The organism is Rhizobium sp. AN80A (assembly GCF_030053015.1).
GTDB classification, from domain to species: domain Bacteria; phylum Pseudomonadota; class Alphaproteobacteria; order Rhizobiales; family Rhizobiaceae; genus Rhizobium; species Rhizobium metallidurans.
On record NZ_JASJPX010000002.1, the window covers coordinates 863,422 to 877,904 of the forward strand.

The window sequence follows — 14,483 nt, forward strand, 5'->3', positions numbered from 1 at the left end:
CATGGAACCGTTAGCTTTTGCCTTTACAGCATTCGCGCTTCTCGTTCTTCCGGGGCCGACCAACACGGTTCTGGCACTGAGTTCAGATGAACTTGGAGCGGCGAGAGTGCTTCAACGCGTCGCGATTGTCGTGTTTGGGTACGTGGTAATCGCAGCTCCCATCGCGCTTTTGGCTGCTCCCATTTTACAAGACCATCCTATCATCGAAAAAGCGGTAAAGTTAGTATCAGCAGGTTGGGTGGTTTACCTTGGATATCGCCTTTGGATCCACCAGCAGACTCCCACGACATGCATCGTCGGCCCGCGGAGACTTCTTGTGACGACACTCCTTAACCCCAAGTCGCTCGTCATGGGTCTCACTATGATCCCAGCGGCTCATGGTGGGCGCTTCCCGCTGACCCTGGCGCTGCTTGTGATCGTTGTATCCGGCACATCGACTATCTGGCTCGCGTTGGGTCGGCTGATCATCGGGACTGGCGCCCGCCGAGCCGAGATCGCAAGGAGGTTGGGTTCATCGGTCCTCTGGGCGTTTTCCGCCGTCTCGGCGACCAGCGTATTGACGTGACTAGCGGCCAGACAGCGCCCGATTTGCGCTAGTCCGCCGGATTATGCAATTTGCGCTATATCAATGACCAAAGTTTCAATGCGACTAATGTCGCGGTCATCCCATTTGGAGGACTCCTGATGATCGCAGACGACAGTGAACTGGTCGAGTATCTCTCCGCGCTCGCGAACGCCAGGCAGATCGCGGTACTCCGCGCGTTGGCGGCCGGGGAAACATCGGTCAGCAACTTGGCCGAGTGCATAGGGATAAGCCAGCCGGCGCTCTCGCAGCATCTCAACATCCTCAGACGCCATCAGCTCGTGAAGACACGCCGCGAGGCACAGACGATCTACTATTCGCTGTCGCATCACCGTAGTGAGAAAGCCCTGGCCCTCGTCAATGACATCCTCTTCCCTTACGGCATTCAGATGTCCATGTTCGGGTTCTCCGACCTCGCTCCGGCCGCAGCGTAGCACTCGACACTGATCGATGTCCTGGGTGGTGCTTGGCTAGGGAGTAATAGAGCCGACCCCGCGGAGCCATCGCCCGAGATTTGATCCCAACGGGCACGGCGCGGCTTTCTGGTTTCATTGGCCACAAATTGGCTCCAACCCCGCGACGATCGAATTCGCGGGGTCGATCGCGTGAACCGTGTGCCCAAGCGTTACCTGTTTGGCGTCATCGATTCCGCATCACGATGCTCTTGCTCGGCGATCGTGACGTCCCGAGGGTTCGATTTCCTCAGGTTCAAGACGTGGCGCGCGACCATGAGAAGTAGACAGATCATTGTCGTCAAGGTCACCGCGAGATAACCCATCATCAGCCACCACAGCATTGGATCTCCTTTCGTCTGGTGCTGGCGGTAATCTAAAGCGACATGGGCCGACGGCCATCGGACGAAGGTCCTATATTGGCCGGGAGAACCTCCTGCCCGTTGGGCGTATGGCGGCAACATTAGTTGTCGTTGTCACCCGAGCCATGGCAGCGGTTTGGCTGGCTGCCGCGCGAAGCGATTGTGAAGCGTGGCGCCTTCACGATCCTCGCCACGCGCGGCTCCGAGCCACTCGGGACCGCCTCAACGGAGATCCAAGCTTGGGTGAACGCGCCGCGTTGAAGCTCAGGGACGTTCCACCGCGAGCGCAACTGAAGGATTGGCGGAGTTCGTCATCAAGTCATGGCCGATTTATCGCGGCGGGACATGGCCCATGACCGGGCTCTGTCTGCCTACCACCATGCCACAAGGCCGAGGGATGGCCGACATCGATCTTTGGTACGCTAGCGCGCACGGATCAATGTTGAAAATTGACGACTTTCAGGTGAAAATGAAGCTGGCTTTTCAAGCCGCTTCGAACTCATGGGTTTGTTTTGCCCCGCCCAACAAGCGGGGCTTTTTTCGAGAAAAACGGAAGCGAGCCTCGTCGCGAGCAGCGATCCCCGGGGAGAAGCCGGAGACCGTGTCCATGGCTGACCGCATGGCGCCCGCCTCAGGAAGCGGCCGGCCAGTCATTGGATGGTTCTTCCGGTACATCTGGGTCGTCGACGGGATCAGGGTCGCGATCGTAATGCGCCTTCATATTTGCGATTTCAGCCTCGACCATCGATAGCACCTCGGGTGCCTCGACGCCCGTGACGACGAACTCGTCGACCAGCTGCTCCAGCTTGAGCCGCAATTTCCCAGCCATCTCGTTCATGGTAAGCCTCCTCTCATTTGCCATTTCAGCTCAACGTTGGAACGGGCAAATGGATGCATCGTCGCCAACCTGGTCCCCACTCGCGCCCCAACCGACGGTGAACGTCTCGACCTGAATCATCTTCTTCAAAAGCCGGGATAACCCGTTGAAAATGATTCGCTTCGGCAGGGAACGAATCACGCGCTCAATGCTTGAGTCGCCAATCAGGTGATTCGGAGTATGCGTCATGGCAGCTGGCCACCGTGCCCAGTGGAAGGGTTTCATCAAGTTCGGAGAGGTGTCGTTCGGTGTGGCCCTCTACACCGCGGCCTCCACGTCCGACCGCATCACGTTCAACACGATCAACAAGGCGTCGGGAAACCGGGTCAATCGCGTCTTCATCGACAGCGAGACCGAGGAGCTCGTGGCCAAGGAACAACAGACCAAGGGCTTCGAGATCGAAAATGGCCAATACATAGTCATCGATCCGGAGGAGGTGGCGGCGACCATTCCCGAAAGCAACAAGACGCTGGAAATCGAGGCCTTCATCCCCTGCTCCGACGTCGACGACGTCTATTTCGACAAGCCCTATTATCTGACCCCCGACAAGATGGGCGGAGAAGGCTTCGCGGCGCTGCGCGACGGCATGAAGAAGTCCAAGGTCGCGGCGATCGCGAGGACGATCCTCTTTCGACGGATGCGAACCGTCCTCATCCGGCCCCATGGTCGTGGGTTGATCGCGACGACGATGAATTACGATTACGAGGTCAGGTCCTCCAAAAAGGCGTTCGAGGAGATGCCCAGGATCAAGGTCGAGGGCGAGATGCTTGACCTAGCGAAACACATTATTGGCACGAAGAAGGGCACGTTTGATCCGGCGGCGTTCGAGGACCGCTACGAAGCGGCGCTGGCCGAGCTCGTCAAGGCCAAGCTCGAGGGACGATCGCTTCCAAAACCGAAAAAGGTCGCGGTCTCCAAGCCAAACGACCTGCTCGCCGCACTTCGCCAGAGCGCCGGTCTGTTGAAGGCGGCGGCGGACAAGCCCAAACGCACGGCCGCCAATGCCAATGCTGGCGCGGGTCGTCAGCGCGCCACGCGCGGATCGGCGTCAAACGCCGGGGCGGCGAAATCCGCTTCCCATCGAAAGGCTAGTTGAGGACATCCATCATGGCTCAGAAGTACTATTGGAAGGGCTATCTCAAGCTTTCACTGGTCACCTGTCCGGTCGCGATGACGCCAGCGACGAGCGAGAGCGAGAAGGTTCGCTTTCATACCCTCAACAGGGAGACGGGTAATCGGGTTGTTTCACAATATGTCGATTCCGTCACCGGAAAACCGGTCAAGGACGAACACGAGGCCAAGGGTTATGCCCGTGGCGAGAACGACTATGTTATCCTGACGGACGATGACCTTGACGCCGTCGCGCTCGACACCGTCAAGACCATCGATATCGAGAAGTTCGTGCCGGCCGACAGCATCGAATGGATCTATCTGGAAAAGCCGCACTACCTGATGCCCAACGACGCCGTCGGCAACGAGGCCTTCGCGGTCATTCGTGATGCCATGAAGGCGGATAAGGTTCTCGGCGTCTCGAAACTTGTCATCGGCCGTCGAGAACGCGCCGTCGTCCTGGAACCCCGCGACCAGGGGATTGTTCTTTGGACACTGCGTTTTGGTGACGAGGTTCGCCCCGAGGAAGGCTATTTCGAGGACATTGACGAGGAAGCCGACCCCGACCTTGTTCCGTTGGTCCAGCAGCTGATCAAGAAGAAATCCGCCAAATGGTCGCCCGACATGGTGAGCGATCCCATACAGGAGGCCTTGCTGAAGCTCATCGCCGAAAAGAAGAAACTCCTGAAGCCGAGAAAGGCAACGAAGGGCAAGGCAGCCTCGGCGCCAGCGTCCAATGTCGTCAACATCATGGACGCGCTTCGAAAGAGCGTTAATGCTGAAATCAAGGGCCGAAAGGCCGGATAGCCGCGAAAGCGGCGCAAGCATGGAGAAGACAATGGAACGCGACAAGAATTTTTCGGACCGAACTCCATCGCGCGAGCAAGAACCCGTGCCGCAGGCTGGCGGGCATCAAGGCGGAGCCGGGCGAGGCAAATCGGTGGAGGATGACACCGAGGTCGCCAAGGACACGAAGGAGGGAATGAAGGACGCGTCCGGAAAACTGCCTCGTGGCGATGTTTAGCCTGTCGCCGCGCGAAAATTTAGCCTAGCCAAGGGAAGCATTCATGGGACAGGACCTGCAAGAGCAAATCAGGACGCGCGCCTATCAAATCTGGATTGACGAGGGACAGCCAGAGGGCGCGGACTTGCGACACTGGCTTCAAGCCGCCGACGAGCTTGCCGGCGAGGACACGCACGAAACCTTCCAGGAACTGATCGACGAGGATGACCGCGAGGATGAGGTCAAGCGTCGCGATGCTCCAGCTGATCGACAGGCGACTTCATCCCCGGCGCCAGTCGTGGAGATCACCACTGGCCGGGAATCGGCCAGGAGAAAGGTTCGAAAAACCGAGGGACCTTGACTGGCTTCAGACCTTATCTTGGGGACGGCGTCCTGGTCGCCCCCAGGAGACCGATCATCGGTTTTCCTGGATCGAGAATATCGCGTGAAGCAGGGCAAGATGGCTCAGCCCCTGCGGAAGGTTGCCCAATCCCTCGCCGGTCACCGGATCGATTTCCTCCGTGAGGATGCCGAAATTATTCCCGAGCTTCTCCAAGAGGGTATTCAGCAAGGCCTCGGCGTGGTCCACCTTGCCCAGGAACGCGTAGGCCTCCACCAGCCAGCAAGAACACGCGACGAAGGCGCCTCTTGCCTGTCGGCGCCGGTAAAGCGGTACACCAAGGGACCCACGGCAAGATCGCGCTCGATCGCGACAAGGGTCTTAAAAAGTCTTCCGTCATGCTCGAAGCCAAACCGAGTGGTGAGCAAAAGCGAGGCGTCAAGCGTTTCGCATCCCGCGTGGCATGTATACGCCTGCAGTCTTTCCGACCAGCAATTCTCGTCCACCCAAGCCTTCACGCGTTCACTCTCGCGCTTCCACTTGTCCGCGTCTCCGGCGATGTGACCGTCTTGAGCGAGCTGCGCGGCCTTTGACAGGGCCAACCAACAGCCGATCTTGGAGAAGGTGTAATGCTGCTCGTCCTCCAGCTCCCAGATGCCGGAATCCTTGACTTTCCATCGCTCCATGCATTGATCGGCGAGCTTGGTCAGCAGCCTGGCGGCATCGGGATCGATGACATGCCCCATCCTGGCGAATAGCGCGGCGGTCTCGAGGATATCGCCATAACAGCTCAGTTGAACCTGCTCCTTGGCACGGTTGCCCGTCCTGACAGGGCGAGAGCCCTTGTAGCCTGGAACATCGATGATCCTCTCGTCGGGGACTTCGGCTCCATCCAAGGTGTAGACGACCCGGGGCCGCGGCCCGTCGTTGCCAAGGGTCCGGACGAGCCAACCGAACGCGGCTATCGGTTCCTCGAGAGAGCCGGCGCGCAGCAATGCCTTGATGGTATAGGCGGCGTCCCTGACCCAGGCATAGCGATAATCATAATTCTTGTCGCCGCCAATTTGCTCGGGTAGTCCCGAGGTCGCGGCCGCGGCGATCGCTCCCGTCTTCGAGAACACGAGGAACTTCAAGGACAAGGCGCATCGCCTAAGGTCATCGGCGAAAGGCCCGTCATAGGTGAGCTGGCCCGCCCACCGACGCCATTCCCGGTCACTTAAATCGATACGGGCGTCAATGTCCGATAGGGCTGTGATAGCCAGCGGTGCTCGATCCGACACAAGAAGCGCAAGGCACGTCCGTTGGCCAGCGTGCGCCGTCCATCGAGCAATGGTGCGTGCATCCTCGTCCACGGTGATCTCGAGTTCCGGATCGTGGCGGAATGTGGTCACGAGATCGCCAATATAGCGAATGTCGGCATTCGGATGATTGACGCGGCGCGCTGGCCCGGCGGCGCGGATCGGTTCAAGACGTATTTCGAGGTCGACATGACCAGAAAGGCCTTCCACCCGGCGCGCCAACTCGCACCAGGGCAGACGCCCGGCCACGCCGCTATTCAGCGATTCCGTGACACGCGCCGAGCCGGTCCTGGTGACGAAAACCGTCTCCAACACGTTGCTGCTTTCACGGTAGCGCCGCTCGATGCGGAAAGGCTCCGTTGGCGTGATCGAGAACCTGCCCCCCGACGCGTCATGCAGTCTGTTGAAGAGAGGCGGTGAGTCCATGTCGGGCGCGCACCACCAGTCGATGGATCCATCCGCTCCAACGAGCGCGACCGAGCGGCCGTCTCCAATGGCGGCGTAGTGCTCCAGCGGGAGAAAGTCGTCGGATCGTCGAGGGGTCAGGGACGTCAGCATCAGGGCAGCGTGTTGCCGCCTGTCACGCCGAACACCTCGCCGGTGATGTAGCTCGATTCCTGCGAGGCGAGGAAGACGTAGATCGGCGCGCATTCCGCCGGCTGTCCGGGCCTCTTCATCGGGACTTCGCTTCCGAACTTCTGGATCACGTCCTGGGTCTGGCCGCCCGAGGTCTGAAGAGGCGTCCAGAAAGGCCCTGGGGCGACGACGTTGACCCGGATGCCCTTTGGCAAGACCTGTTTGGAGAGCGCCTTGGAAAACGCCACGATGGCGGATTTGGTCGGCGCATAGTCAAGGAGCGTTTCCGACGGCTGATAGGCCTGGATCGACGCGGTGTTGATGATCGTCGCGCCGGCCGGCAACAACGGCAAGGCGGCCTTGCAAATCCAAAAGAGCGCGTAGACGTTGGTCTTGAACGTGTCGTCGAATTGCTCCGTGGTCAAATCCTCGATGCTGTCGATCGCCTTCTGGCGTCCGGCGACGTTTGCAATCAGATCGAGGCCGCCGAGTTCGCGATGCGCCGTTGATACCAGCTCCTTGCAAAATTCCTCGCTTTTCAGATCACCGGGAATGGCCACGGCCTTTCGACCCTCGGCCTCGATCAGTTTAACGACATCATCGGCGTCCGACTGTTCCTCGGGAAGATAGTTGATGACGACGTCGGCCCCTTCGCGCGCATAGGCAATGGCGCGCGGCGCGACCTATACCGGAATCGCCGCCCGTGATGAGTGCCTTTCGGCCCTTCAGGCGGCCAAGACCCTTATAGGTCCGCTCCCCGTGGTCGGGGACGGGCTGCATCTTTTTGGCGAGGCCCGGAACGGGCTGCGGCTGCTTCGCAAACTCGGGGCGCGGATACTGAGTAAGGGGATCTTGAATATCGAACTGGTTGGCGGAAGCCATGAGCGGACACCTTTCCTAATGAGACACACCTAGAATTTGCGTCGGCGAGGATGGTTCCGCCCGCCCCAAGGTATTCACGTGCGGTCTTGGGTCGGCCTGACACGGTCGTGCCCGCACGGGCGCCGCTGACGTGGACAATCCCGCGAGGGTCCGGGACGTGTTCTCCGCTCATCCGATAAACCGGGATATCGCGGCCGCCAGGTCACCTGGATTTTCCTCAGCGACGTGGTGCCCACTGTCGATCCCGAAACCTTGGACGTTTTTCGCCCATCTTCGCCAGATCTCCAATGGATCACCGACGGTGTCGACCAAGTCGTCCTTCGTCGACCAGAGACATAGCAAGGGACAGTTTATCTTCCGGCCGGATGCACGGGCGTCCATCTCATCGCGTCTGTCCACGGTAAGCCCGGCTCGGTAATCCTCGATCATGCCATGGATGACACGCGGGTCGGATACCGCCGCGACGATGTCCTGGTAAGCGTCCTCGCCCATCAAGCTCGGCGACAGTTTGCCGTACCAAGCCAGCGGGTCGACGCTGATAGCTCTTTCCGGTTTGTCGGGTTGCGCGAAGAAGAACCAGTGATACCAATCTCGAGCAAAGCGCCAGTCCGTCCGCTCCAGGTGTTCGATAATGGGAACACCGTCGATCACCACGACATTTTCGAGTGCATCCCCGTGATCCATCGCCAAGCGAAACGCCACGTAGCTACCGCGGTCATGGCCGACGGCGGAAAAGCGTTCGTGGCCTAGGCTCCGCATCAGCGCCACGCAATCATTCGCCTTCGCGCGTTTGGCCGAATTGACGTGGTCGTCGGCATCCTCGGGCAAGAACGATTGTCCGAAGCCTCGAAGGTCCGGGCAGATAACCGTGAAATTCGGGGCAAGCATATCGGCGACCTGCCCCCACGTCATGTGCGTTCGAGGATGGCCGTGAAGCAGGATAACGGGTGGCCCCGAGCCGCCGTGACGCACCCTCAGCTTGCCGGGGCCAACATCAATGAAATCAAGCGCAGATCCCTCGAACACCAAACTCCTCCAAGGTCCCCATTCCAAGATACAGGCCATCGGTTTCACGCGCCGAGGCGGTACGAACCTAAAAGCCCCAACCTAACGTACGCTGTCTGTCGCGCCCCTTCGGCGTCCGCCGGTCAGCCTTGCCGCGCGGGACTAATCTAGCGTCAGCGTGGTGGCGTCGAGGCCTCCCGCGCCGCCCGAAGCTTTTCGGTCTTTCTTCGTCGCGCCTCGGCCTCGGCTTCGATCGCGGCCATGGCGGTCTCGTGCGTGGCTTGGAATTGTTCGCGTCGCTCCTGATTGGTGAAAGACTTTCTGGAGCGGTGATTGATCTCTTTATCGTCAGTCATCCGCGTTAACTTGTGAGGTCGCTAGCGTTCGGCAAGGAATTGGTATGGGACCGTACAAAGCCCACAAGGAACGCCCTAGACCCGCGCCAATGGTTCGTTACCTCTCTCGAGTGCTGGTCGTTTCCAGACCGCCGCTAACGGCTTCCAAATTTTCCGTGCCGCGACGCGGCATCCGCGCGTGGAGATGAAGGGGCCGCCGGGAGATCATGGTCACCGTTCCGCGATCAGGCGGCCCCCTCGTGCACGGACGCCGTGCCGGTGAGCATCAAACAACATTCCTGCCCCCTGGAGCAGTTTGATATGTGCGGCCCCCTTGGCTTGACGCGCTCGCCGCCGACCAAAGCTAGATCCTCACTCCATCACACTGAAACGCTTCGCCGGGACGGAGAGCCAGCGGAACAAGCATACCCCGCACCGTCGTCCGCTGACTGACAAGCCACGTACGCGCGAAGGCGGCAAGCCACCTATATGTGCGGCATGGTCGAGGGATATTCGATCGGCATGAAGCCGCGCCACCACTCGGCGGCTTTTCGCCTCCAGGCTTGGTCTTCAGCCAGCCCGCGTTGTTGGGGTGGACTGTCGATTTCAGCCGGAAACGAGCCGGTGGTGGCCGCCGAGCCACGGCTTCTCAGTCGAGGCCTTGCGGCCGGCCGCCGAACTGGACGGACTGGTCGGCGGACGCAGAAGGGCTTCACGGCATTTCTCGCGAAAAGCTTGCCGATGAAGGCGTCCCGATATCAATCGTTGTGCGGGAGATGATGGCCACGCTTTCGAATATGATCTCTTCGCGAGCTCGCCGTCATGGGATGGGAAATGGCTCGGCGTCCTGCTTCGGGCCGGAGGGGTTCCACGACAGGCTCTTCGAGTCCGTAAGTCGGACGACCTCTTCGTCGAAGTTGCCCTGATGTTGACTGAAGACCGCGATGTTCGTGGCGTGGACGCGGCTGCGCTCGTCGCCAATGCCATCGCCCGGTCCGAGCCTGCCGTGCCTGCCCACCGCGCACTTCCGGACGCCGCACTGGAACTTGAGAGATTGCGCCTGGTACGGGAGGCTGTCGAGAGCTTGGCTACCGCGCAGTCTCACACCTGAAAGCCTAAAGGCAACCAGCCGGTTACCGGTGCATTTCGCCCCATACATGAACGCCTGTGTTCGGAGCGGGTAGAAATCCGCACAGAGAGCACCCATTTCGAAAAGTATTACTTTTCATCGGAGCCATTCCATCATGACCATCAACGGCAGCCTGCTGATCGCGGGATCGGAAAGACGTGGTTCTAACGGCGAATTTACAGGTATCGAAGCGGCGACAGGAACCGCCCTGCCCGTTTCGTTCGGTGGAGCTTCGGCTGCCGACGTCGAGGAGGCCACCCGTCTCGCATGGGAAGCTTTCGACGTCTATCGCGAGACCGACCTTGAAACGCGGGCCGCCTTCCTGGAGGCGATCTCCACCGAGCTCGAGGGCGTCGGCGAGGAGCTGGTCGAACGCGCCATGGCCGAGACGGGCCTTCCCCGCGGAAGGCTGGAGGGAGAGCGCGCCCGTACGACCGGCCAGCTCCGGCTGTTCGCCAAGGAAGTCCGCGAAGGCAGGTTCCAGGAACTTCGCTTCGACGCGGGCGATCCCTCGCGCAAGCCGGCGCCGAAACCCGACCTTCGTCTTCGCAACATCCCTGTCGGCCCCGTCGCGGTTTTCGGCGCCTCCAACTTCCCCCTCGCCTTCTCCGTGGCCGGCGGGGACACCGCCTCCGCTCTGGCCGCTGGCTGCCCTGTCGTGGTGAAGGCACACTCCGCGCATCCGGGCACCTCCGAGCTCGTCGGACGCGCAGTGCAACGCGCCGTGCTGAAGGCCGGCCTGCCCGCAGGTACGTTCGCTCTCCTGTTCGACACGGGCTTCGACATCGGGCAGCAGCTCGTCGCCGACCCGAAGATCCGCGCGGTCGGCTTCACCGGTTCGCGCAGAGGCGGCACGGCACTCATGGAGATCGCGTCCAAACGCAAGCAGCCGATCCCCGTCTATGCCGAGATGAGCAGCATCAATCCCGTCATCCTATTTCCGGGTGCGCTGGAGAACCGCGCCGAGGACATCGCGACGTCCTTCGTATCATCGCTTGCGCTAGGCGCCGGACAATTCTGCACGAACCCCGGCCTTATACTGGCTGTCGACAGCAAAGGGCTACAGGTCTTTATCACCAAGGCCAGCGAGCTTCTTCCGGAAACAGGAGCGCAGACCATGCTGACGCCGTCGATCGCCAAGGCGTTTCGTGAGGGCGTTGGCCGCCTCGAACAGCATTCCGAGGTGTCGATGCTCGCCAAGGGAAAGACCGGCGGGGACTACGACGGAGTGGCCGCGCTCTTCGAGACGTCGGCCGCCTCGCTCCTGGCACATCACGAACTGCAGGACGAAGTCTTCGGCGCGGCAGGGTTGGTGGTGCGCTGCAAGGACTTCGAAGAGCTGGAGCAAGTAATCGACGCCCTCGAGGGCCAGCTTACCGTCGCGTTGCATGTCGACGCCGGCGATCTCGACGACGCTCGCCGACTCGTCCCGAAACTTGAGATGCTCGCCGGCCGGCTGCTGGTGAACGGGTTCGGAACCGGGGTAGAGGTCTCGCACGCCATGGTTCATGGCGGCCCGTATCCGGCGACAGCCGATGGGCGATCCACCTCCGTCGGTACGCTTGCGATCTACCGGTTCCTGCGACCGGTGTCCTACCAGGACTTCCCGGAGGCGATCCGTCCGGCAGCGCTGCGGTAGCAATCGACGCGCGGTGCGGGACAAAGTACCGCGGGAAACCTGCTAGAGCAGCCCTGCTCCCGGTCAGCCGGTTCGCCCGGAAACCGCATCCGCAAACATCGAAGCCATGAGCGCCGGCTTCATATGCATTAGCAGGAGGCCCGGCCTCTGCAGGTCGAACGACTTGTACGCCAGACCTCCTGTGAAGCCCATCGTTTCCAGATGGCCCTCGTTCCCCTTCAGCAAGGCTTCGTCGCCGATTCGACGCCCTTGAAACGAGCGGGATTGTCGGCGACCTCGAACGACGCTCCGGCCTCCTTTATATGCTGGGTCATCCCTGCCCTCCGGACGCAAGAAAGACGTCGGCACTTTCACCAGCACATTTGTCCCGTCCGGCGATGTCGACTTGTCCCACCCTTGCCGATGCGCGGTCTTGCGAGCCGTGTCGACTTTCCAACCCTGGCGAGCTGCCAGCTCGCGATGGGACAACAGTGCAAAATCCATGATCTACTCCCGGCGTGATTGGACAGCCGGAGGATCGTCCCAGCGCATGCATGGGACAACTGCGGTGCGATCCCTGGGACGTTCCGGAAGGTTCGTCTCGCCTGACCGCGGCAAACAAAAAAGGCCGGGGCGAAATAGCACCGACCTTTCGTTCGTCTTCCTATCCCTGCCAGTACATCCGTGGTCAAAGCCGGTAGACGGGGTATCGCGAGCGGCACTCTCTGAAGCGCATCAGCAATCCCGATGAACAAGTTCTAGTCTCGCAATCCGTCGATATCAAGGCGACGGTCCAACGGCATCGCGATTGGTCCGTCGCCGTTCCCTGGATTTCGCGGAACTCCTCGCGACACGCAACTCCTCGAGCGTCGGCTGCCACCACCCTCGAACCCGCTCGTATCCTCCCGGTTCCGCGCGAGCCGGCCAGGTATGGACGAGTTCTTCCAACGTGGCGGCACGCCAGCCCGCCCAGACATACTCGTCGTCGGCGTCCGGATGGTGCTCGGCAACCTCTTCGGGGTCGACGAGTTCTCCGGTGATCTCCGTGATAACGACAATCCCGAAAGCGACTGTCGCCACAGGCCGAGCGAGCGGCGGGAGATCGTCGCTCGGCACAGGCAGTCGCTTCTTCCTGCGCTCGGACAGCCGCCGCTTGGTTTTCGCCTCCTCTTCGGTACCCTTGCGGGCCTCGGCACGTTTCCTGCGCTCCTCAGGCTCGGCTCGTTTCGCGGCCTCCTCGATTGCTTCCCATCGCTGCTGGAGGTCGTCGTAGGATGCGTACGGCACCTCCCAAACCTTATCGTCGCCGTCCCATCGGGCGAAAGCGATCTGCCGGAGCTCGTCGACGACCGTCCGCGAGAAGGGTGTCTTGATGCGGAAGCCGCGGTCGTAGACCTGCAGATAGGGGCTGAGGATGGGTTCAAACTGGTAGGCGTCGCGGCCGCGCTCCTCTTCGTAGGGCGCCCTTCGATCCGCTTCGGAGGCGAGCCATCGATCGATGCGCTTTCGAGCGGTCTTGCCGGGAACCGTCCAGGCCTGAAGACTGTCCGACCACCGGGCATTCGGAAAGGTCTCGCGAAAGCGCGCGACAGTCATCCGGTCAAAGGGGAAGGATACCTTCTCCGCGGAGGGTCGGGGTCCTTGGTCTCTTCGTGGTTGTCTTCGGTCATGACAAGAAAACGGTCAGGTGATCGTCGGGTTTCGGTTACGAAAGCGATTTCTGCAGGAAGGATAACGCCGTCCGAGCGCCGGTGCTAGAAATCGTATGTCCGACGCCGGGTTCGACATCGAGTTCAACTTTGAAGCCTGCCGCTCCAAGCCGCGCCGCCGCGAGCGTCGAGGCAGCCGCAGGAATCGTCGCGTCGGCCCGACCGTGTACGAGCAGGATCGGCGTGTCCTTGCTGGACGGCGAGATGGGCTGTGGCGGGAGAAGCCCCGCGAAGGACACGAGCGCGCCGACCTTCCATCGGCCGGAAGCGACCGCGTCGAGGGCTACTATCGCACCCTGTGAGACGCCAACGAAGGCGATCCTGTCGTGGCTTTCGGCGAAGCCCTCGCGCCGGACGACGTGGTCGATCAGTCCGTCGAATGCTTCTCGGGCAGCCATTACCCTCGCCGGATCAAGCGGGTTGCCTTCGGTCGAGAACCATTGGTGGCCGCGCCAGTGATGCACCGGAGCGTCCGGGGCAGCAAACCGGGTGTTCGGAAGACCAGCGCGCCAGGAAGAGGCCATCGGCATAAGCTGAGCGCCGGACGCGCCAAAACCATGCAGAAAGATGACAAGCGAACCATGGATCATTGAAACTCCTCGTTAAACACACAGAGGGCGCTCGACGTCTTCATGACGGAGCGCCCTCTTCACCGCGCGGCCGTGCAGGGCGACAATCATGTCGCGATACTCGGCCAAGCTTTTCGGTGGTGACCCTTAGATGTTAATGCGGGCCTTCGGTTTCAAGACAGCGTGTCGGCAGTCGTGCTCATCCAGGCACGGTGACGTTCCTCGTCCTGGTGCGCCTTCATGAAGAACGCCTTCGACTCAGGAATCGCGTCCTCGTGGCGCGACGCGCGCTCGTAAGCTGTGACCGTATCGTCTTCGTTCGTCTTCATTGCCTTTAGGATTGCCGAATCACCCATGAGGTCGGCGAGCGCGATCTTGCCGGTCGTCAGCATCTGCTTCATGTCGCCGTCGGTCGGGGCTTCGATACCGAGTTCGCGGGCCATCTCGGTCAACGTAGCGACGTGCCGCAGGTGGTCTTCCTTGAAGGCTGAAATCTGGCTTGCGAGTTCACGGCTATCGAGCCGCTCGATACAGGAATCGTATGCGGCGATCGCATCGTGCTCCAAGTAGAGCAGATTTTTGACAAGACCTTTGATGTCGTATTCGTTGCCAACCATCGTGACCATATCGTTCTC

General features: G+C 60.9%; 18 protein-coding genes and 1 pseudogene. 7 read left to right on the forward strand and 12 right to left on the reverse strand.

The features are described from left to right. Nucleotide 1 precedes the first annotated feature (1 nt). Nucleotides 2–565, forward strand: coding sequence for a threonine transporter RhtB (locus P3R82_RS10640; RefSeq protein ID WP_283193812.1), 564 nt, complete (start codon nucleotides 2–4; stop codon nucleotides 563–565). Between the two features lie 119 nt (nucleotides 566–684). Further along, a complete protein-coding gene (locus tag P3R82_RS10645) occupies nucleotides 685–1,017 on the forward strand; it encodes a metalloregulator ArsR/SmtB family transcription factor (RefSeq protein ID WP_283193813.1) in 333 nt (110 codons plus the stop codon). A gap of 1,011 nt (nucleotides 1,018–2,028) precedes the next feature. Here P3R82_RS10645 and P3R82_RS10650 read toward each other — a convergent pair. Further along, on the reverse strand, nucleotides 2,029–2,235 hold the full coding sequence (locus P3R82_RS10650) for a hypothetical protein (RefSeq protein WP_111563676.1): 207 nt from the start codon (nucleotides 2,233–2,235) through the stop codon (nucleotides 2,029–2,031). A 30-nt stretch (nucleotides 2,236–2,265) separates the two neighbouring features. Continuing rightward, nucleotides 2,266–2,463 carry a hypothetical protein gene (locus tag P3R82_RS10655; protein ID WP_112950055.1) on the reverse strand — a complete coding sequence of 66 codons (198 nt, stop codon included), beginning with the start codon at nucleotides 2,461–2,463 and terminating at the stop codon, nucleotides 2,266–2,268. On the opposite strand from P3R82_RS10655, the gene P3R82_RS10660 reads away from it, so the two are divergent. Genes P3R82_RS10660 through P3R82_RS10675 form a run of 4 tightly spaced genes read left to right on the forward strand, consistent with a single transcriptional unit; the run spans nucleotide 2,462 to nucleotide 4,748 of the window. Further along, nucleotides 2,462–3,370 carry a Ku protein gene (locus P3R82_RS10660; protein WP_111563678.1) on the forward strand — a complete coding sequence of 303 codons (909 nt, stop codon included), beginning with the start codon at nucleotides 2,462–2,464 and terminating at the stop codon, nucleotides 3,368–3,370. The two genes, P3R82_RS10655 and P3R82_RS10660, sit on opposite strands and share 2 nt — an antisense overlap. Before the next feature lie 11 nt (nucleotides 3,371–3,381). After that, nucleotides 3,382–4,191 carry a Ku protein gene (locus tag P3R82_RS10665; RefSeq protein ID WP_283193814.1) on the forward strand — a complete coding sequence of 270 codons (810 nt, stop codon included), beginning with the start codon at nucleotides 3,382–3,384 and terminating at the stop codon, nucleotides 4,189–4,191. Nucleotides 4,192–4,222: 31 nt separating this feature from the next. Continuing rightward, entirely contained in the window at nucleotides 4,223–4,408 is a 186-nt protein-coding gene (locus P3R82_RS10670; protein WP_111563680.1) for a hypothetical protein, read from the forward strand. Nucleotides 4,409–4,451: 43 nt separating this feature from the next. Then, nucleotides 4,452–4,748 (forward strand): DUF2934 domain-containing protein, encoded by a 297-nt coding sequence (locus P3R82_RS10675; RefSeq protein ID WP_111563681.1) that lies wholly within the window; start codon nucleotides 4,452–4,454, stop codon nucleotides 4,746–4,748. Between the two features lie 54 nt (nucleotides 4,749–4,802). Here P3R82_RS10675 and P3R82_RS10680 read toward each other — a convergent pair whose 3' ends face one another. From P3R82_RS10680 to P3R82_RS10705, 6 genes and pseudogenes are all read right to left on the reverse strand, one after another. Then, on the reverse strand, nucleotides 4,803–4,958 hold the full coding sequence (locus tag P3R82_RS10680) for a hypothetical protein (protein WP_283193815.1): 156 nt from the start codon (nucleotides 4,956–4,958) through the stop codon (nucleotides 4,803–4,805). Next, entirely contained in the window at nucleotides 4,952–6,676 is a 1,725-nt protein-coding gene (locus tag P3R82_RS10685; protein ID WP_283193816.1) for a glycoside hydrolase family 15 protein, read from the reverse strand. Before P3R82_RS10685 ends, P3R82_RS10680 begins: the two co-directional genes overlap by 7 nt. Next, nucleotides 6,583–7,483: pseudogene (locus tag P3R82_RS10690) on the reverse strand (SDR family oxidoreductase). The gene P3R82_RS10685 and the pseudogene P3R82_RS10690 overlap by 94 nt, the downstream one beginning before the upstream one ends. Before the next feature lie 168 nt (nucleotides 7,484–7,651). Continuing rightward, a complete protein-coding gene (locus tag P3R82_RS10695; RefSeq protein ID WP_283193817.1) occupies nucleotides 7,652–8,509 on the reverse strand; it encodes an alpha/beta hydrolase in 858 nt (285 codons plus the stop codon). Nucleotides 8,510–8,661: 152 nt separating this feature from the next. Further along, on the reverse strand, nucleotides 8,662–8,844 hold the full coding sequence (locus P3R82_RS10700) for a hypothetical protein (protein WP_112436796.1): 183 nt from the start codon (nucleotides 8,842–8,844) through the stop codon (nucleotides 8,662–8,664). A gap of 799 nt (nucleotides 8,845–9,643) precedes the next feature. Next, a complete protein-coding gene (locus tag P3R82_RS10705; protein ID WP_283193818.1) occupies nucleotides 9,644–9,841 on the reverse strand; it encodes a hypothetical protein in 198 nt (65 codons plus the stop codon). A gap of 226 nt (nucleotides 9,842–10,067) precedes the next feature. Here P3R82_RS10705 and P3R82_RS10710 point away from each other — a divergent pair, with 226 nt between their 5' ends. Further along, entirely contained in the window at nucleotides 10,068–11,591 is a 1,524-nt protein-coding gene (locus tag P3R82_RS10710) for an aldehyde dehydrogenase (NADP(+)) (RefSeq protein ID WP_283193819.1), read from the forward strand. A 63-nt stretch (nucleotides 11,592–11,654) separates the two neighbouring features. Here P3R82_RS10710 and P3R82_RS10715 read toward each other — a convergent pair whose 3' ends face one another. The 4 genes from P3R82_RS10715 to P3R82_RS10730 form a co-directional block, all read right to left on the reverse strand. Then, nucleotides 11,655–12,074, reverse strand: a complete 420-nt coding sequence (locus P3R82_RS10715) for a hypothetical protein (protein ID WP_283193820.1) — start codon at nucleotides 12,072–12,074, stop codon at nucleotides 11,655–11,657. A 276-nt stretch (nucleotides 12,075–12,350) separates the two neighbouring features. Continuing rightward, a complete protein-coding gene (locus tag P3R82_RS10720) occupies nucleotides 12,351–13,166 on the reverse strand; it encodes a hypothetical protein (protein WP_283193821.1) in 816 nt (271 codons plus the stop codon). A gap of 109 nt (nucleotides 13,167–13,275) precedes the next feature. Then, nucleotides 13,276–13,869, reverse strand: coding sequence for a dienelactone hydrolase family protein (locus P3R82_RS10725; RefSeq protein ID WP_283193822.1), 594 nt, complete (start codon nucleotides 13,867–13,869; stop codon nucleotides 13,276–13,278). A gap of 152 nt (nucleotides 13,870–14,021) precedes the next feature. Beyond that, nucleotides 14,022–14,474, reverse strand: coding sequence for a DUF2383 domain-containing protein (locus P3R82_RS10730; protein ID WP_111563688.1), 453 nt, complete (start codon nucleotides 14,472–14,474; stop codon nucleotides 14,022–14,024). Nucleotides 14,475–14,483: the final 9 nt, after the last annotated feature.

What these genes read in the sequence shown, in the direction of transcription:
- P3R82_RS10640 (WP_283193812.1), top strand. Translation starts at nt 2, where the DNA reads ATGGAACCGTTAGCTTTTGCCTTTACAGCATTCGCGCTTCTCGTTCTT.
- P3R82_RS10645 (WP_283193813.1), top strand. Translation starts at nt 685, where the DNA reads ATGATCGCAGACGACAGTGAACTGGTCGAGTATCTCTCCGCGCTCGCG.
- P3R82_RS10650 (WP_111563676.1), bottom strand. Translation starts at nt 2,235, where the DNA reads ATGAACGAGATGGCTGGGAAATTGCGGCTCAAGCTGGAGCAGCTGGTC.
- P3R82_RS10660 (WP_111563678.1), top strand. Translation starts at nt 2,462, where the DNA reads ATGGCAGCTGGCCACCGTGCCCAGTGGAAGGGTTTCATCAAGTTCGGA.
- P3R82_RS10655 (WP_112950055.1), bottom strand. Translation starts at nt 2,463, where the DNA reads ATGACGCATACTCCGAATCACCTGATTGGCGACTCAAGCATTGAGCGC.
- P3R82_RS10665 (WP_283193814.1), top strand. Translation starts at nt 3,382, where the DNA reads ATGGCTCAGAAGTACTATTGGAAGGGCTATCTCAAGCTTTCACTGGTC.
- P3R82_RS10670 (WP_111563680.1), top strand. Translation starts at nt 4,223, where the DNA reads ATGGAACGCGACAAGAATTTTTCGGACCGAACTCCATCGCGCGAGCAA.
- P3R82_RS10675 (WP_111563681.1), top strand. Translation starts at nt 4,452, where the DNA reads ATGGGACAGGACCTGCAAGAGCAAATCAGGACGCGCGCCTATCAAATC.
- P3R82_RS10685 (WP_283193816.1), bottom strand. Translation starts at nt 6,676, where the DNA reads ATGCGCGCCGATCTACGTCTTCCTCGCCTCGCAGGAATCGAGCTACAT.
- P3R82_RS10700 (WP_112436796.1), bottom strand. Translation starts at nt 8,844, where the DNA reads ATGACTGACGATAAAGAGATCAATCACCGCTCCAGAAAGTCTTTCACC.
- P3R82_RS10710 (WP_283193819.1), top strand. Translation starts at nt 10,068, where the DNA reads ATGACCATCAACGGCAGCCTGCTGATCGCGGGATCGGAAAGACGTGGT.
- P3R82_RS10715 (WP_283193820.1), bottom strand. Translation starts at nt 12,074, where the DNA reads ATGGATTTTGCACTGTTGTCCCATCGCGAGCTGGCAGCTCGCCAGGGT.
- P3R82_RS10720 (WP_283193821.1), bottom strand. Translation starts at nt 13,166, where the DNA reads ATGACTGTCGCGCGCTTTCGCGAGACCTTTCCGAATGCCCGGTGGTCG.
- P3R82_RS10725 (WP_283193822.1), bottom strand. Translation starts at nt 13,869, where the DNA reads ATGATCCATGGTTCGCTTGTCATCTTTCTGCATGGTTTTGGCGCGTCC.
- P3R82_RS10730 (WP_111563688.1), bottom strand. Translation starts at nt 14,474, where the DNA reads ATGGTCACGATGGTTGGCAACGAATACGACATCAAAGGTCTTGTCAAA.